At 69.9% G+C, this 2,786-nt stretch carries 3 protein-coding genes; 1 reads left to right on the forward strand and 2 read right to left on the reverse strand.

Going from position 1 to position 2,786, the window contains the following annotated elements; genetic code table 11:
• The coding region (locus tag FNH05_RS35680; protein ID WP_144593255.1) for an ROK family protein at positions 1 to 607 on the forward strand (607 nt) is incomplete at its 5' end.
• A gap of 144 nt (positions 608 to 751) precedes the next feature.
• Here the strand turns inward: FNH05_RS35680 and scpC are convergent.
• Entirely contained in the window at positions 752 to 2,263 is a 1,512-nt protein-coding gene (gene scpC, locus FNH05_RS35685; RefSeq protein WP_144593256.1) for a succinyl-CoA:acetate CoA-transferase ScpC, read from the reverse strand.
• A 224-nt stretch (positions 2,264 to 2,487) separates the two neighbouring features.
• A partial coding sequence (locus FNH05_RS35690; RefSeq protein ID WP_281287665.1) for an IclR family transcriptional regulator domain-containing protein occupies positions 2,488 to 2,786 on the reverse strand: 299 nt, incomplete at its 5' end.

Genomic DNA, 2,786 nt, shown 5'->3' on the forward strand with positions numbered 1-2,786 from the left:
GCGCTTGGAAGGACATGTGTCCGCGATGGCCACCGCCGAACTGCTCTTCGGCACCGCCCACCACAGCGAAAGCCTGCTCTACTTCTACGCCCGGCAGGTGGTGGGCATCGCGGTGGCCGTGCACGGGCGGCTGCACCGCGGTCCCCGCGGTTCCGGCAGCATCGCGCACCTCGGCGTGGGCGGGTCGATCCCGTGCTCCTGCGGGCGGACCGGCTGCCTCGAAGCGACCGTGGCCGAGGAGACCGTGGTGGCGCGGGCCGTGCGGGAAGGCATCATTCACGAGCCGTCGATCGGGCACCTGCACGAGGAGGCGGCGGCGGGCCACGCCGGGGCGATCCGCCTGCTCAGGGCGAGGGCGCACGCGCTGGGCAGGGCGGTGGGCATCCTGCGCGACGTGCTCGACCCCGCCCGCGTCGTCCTGGGCGGCCAGGCCGTCACCGGCGCGCCGGACTTCCTGCCCGACCTGCTGGCCGGGTTCGCCGCCACCACCACGCTGCCCGGTACCGACATGGTCGAGGTGACGCGCTTCGGCGCCGACGTGCAGGCCATGGCCGCCTGCTCCGTCCTGCTGGCCCAGCTCTACGCCGACCCGGCCGCCCTCACCTGACCCCGTTGTGTCCCACGCTCGTGCGCTTGTGTCCCACGCTCGTGCGCTTGTGTCCCACGCTCCGGGTCACGAGCGTGGAACTCGTGCCGCCGAAGGTGGGACACAAGCGCCCCGAGGTGGGACACAACGCGCTGAGCGTGGGACTCAACCGCGCATGGAGCCGGTGCGGACGTAGTTTTCGTGCCAGGACAGCGCCTCGGACAGCAGGTGCGGGGTCTGCGCGCCGAACGACGAACGCTGCGCGCGCTCGAAGTAGTCCCGCAGGGCGGGACGGTAGTCGGGGTGCGCGCACCGCTCGATGATCAGCTCGGCCCGGCGCCGCGGCGCCAGCCCGCGCAGGTCCGCCAGGCCCTGCTCGGTCACCACCACGTCCACGTCGTGCTCGGTGTGGTCCACATGCGACACCATGGGCACGATCGTGGAGATCGCGCCGTTCTTGGCCAGCGACGGCGTCATGAACATCGAAAGGTAGGAGTTGCGGGCGAAGTCGCCCGAACCGCCGATCCCGTTCTGGATCCGGCTGCCCATCAGGTGCGTCGAGTTGATGTTGCCGTAGATGTCGGCCTCGATGATGCCGTTCATCGCCAGGCAGCCCAGCCGCCGGATCACCTCGGGGTGGTTGCTGATCTCCTGCGGCCGCAACACGATCCGGTCGCGGTACTCGGCCATCCTCGCGTTGAACCGGTCCATCGCGGCCGGGCTCAGCGACACCGCGGTCGCCGACGCGCTGCGCATCCGGCCCGAGTCGATCAGCTCGAGCATGCTCTCCTGGATGACCTCGGTGTAGGCGGTCAGCTCGTCGAACGGCCCGTCCTGCAGCCCGGCGAGCACCGCGTTGGCGATGTTGCCGACCCCGGACTGCAGCGGCAGCAGGTTCTTCGGCAGGCGCCCGGCCCGCACCTCCAGTTCCAGGAAGTCGAGCAGGTGACCCGCGATGCGCCGCGAGTCGGAGTTGGGCGGGGTGAAATGGGTGTTGCGGTCGGGAGAGTCGGTCTCCACCACCGCCACCACCTTCTCCGGCGGGCAGTGCAGGTAGGCCGAGCCGATCCGGTCGCCCGGCCCGATGATCGGGATCGGCCGCCGCCCGGGCGGGAGCGCCGTGCCGTAGTAGATGTCGTGCATCCCCTCCAGGCTGGTGCTCTGCCACGAGTTGACCTCGAGGATCACCCGGTCCGCCTGGTCGAGCCACGTCTTGTTGTTGCCGACGGAGGTCGACGGAATCAGCAGGCCCTCCTCGGTGATCCCGCTCACCTCGACGACGGCCACGTCGAGCTTGCCGAAGAAGCCCTGCCACACCCGTTGCGCGACATGCGAAAGGTGGATGTCGGTGTAGTCGAGGCTGCCGCGGTTGATCTTGTCCCGGGTGACCGGATCGGACTGGTAGGGCATCCGGAGGTCGATGCCGTCCACCTCGGCGAGCACGCCGTCCAGTTCGGGCGCGGTGGACGCGCCGGTCCACAGCCCGAGCTTCATCGGGGTTCCCTCGACACCGGCCTTGGCGACCCGCTTCGCGAGCGCCCCCGGTACCTCCTTGGGGTAGCCGGCGCCGGTGAATCCGCTCATCCCGACGTTGTCGCCGTTGCGGATCAGTGAGGCGGCCTCTTCGGCATCCACGACCTTGCGGGCCAGGTCGCGGTTCCGGATCCGTCCGGTCATCCAAGCCTCCTTGCTTCGACGGCACCCAGGTCACACTGTGACGGCGATCCTAAAAGCGGGAAACGCAAGGAAAAACCATGTTGCCACCCGGTGAACACCGGCACATGATCGCCGGCCGCCGCGCCGACCTCGCCAAACACGCCTCGGGTCCGCTTGGTGAACCGGGTCACCCGCGGTTCGCTGGGCGACCGCGGCGCTCGCCCAGCGAACGTCCCGGCGCGCTTTCAGACCGGTCCGGGTTTGAGCCTGAGGTCCGCTTCGATCCTGGCCGCGGTGGCCAGCAGCAGCGGCACGACCTCGCGGCGCACGTCCTCCGGTGACGCCTGATGCGCGTCGAGGGACACGTTGACCGCCGCGAAGATCACGCCGCTCTCGTCGCGGACCGGTGCCGCGACGCCGCGCAGCCCTTCCTCCAGTTCGCTGTCGGAGATCACGTATCCCTGCTTGCGCACCTTGGCCAGGTCGGCGAGCAGGTCCGCGGTGCCGGTGATGGTGTGCCGGGTCAACCGGTCGAGTTTCATCC

Origin of the sequence: Amycolatopsis rhizosphaerae (assembly GCF_007713715.1) — a bacterium.
GTDB lineage: Bacteria > Actinomycetota > Actinomycetes > Mycobacteriales > Pseudonocardiaceae > Amycolatopsis_E > Amycolatopsis_E rhizosphaerae.

What these genes read in the sequence shown, in the direction of transcription:
- scpC (WP_144593256.1), bottom strand. Translation starts at nt 2,263, where the DNA reads ATGACCGGACGGATCCGGAACCGCGACCTGGCCCGCAAGGTCGTGGAT.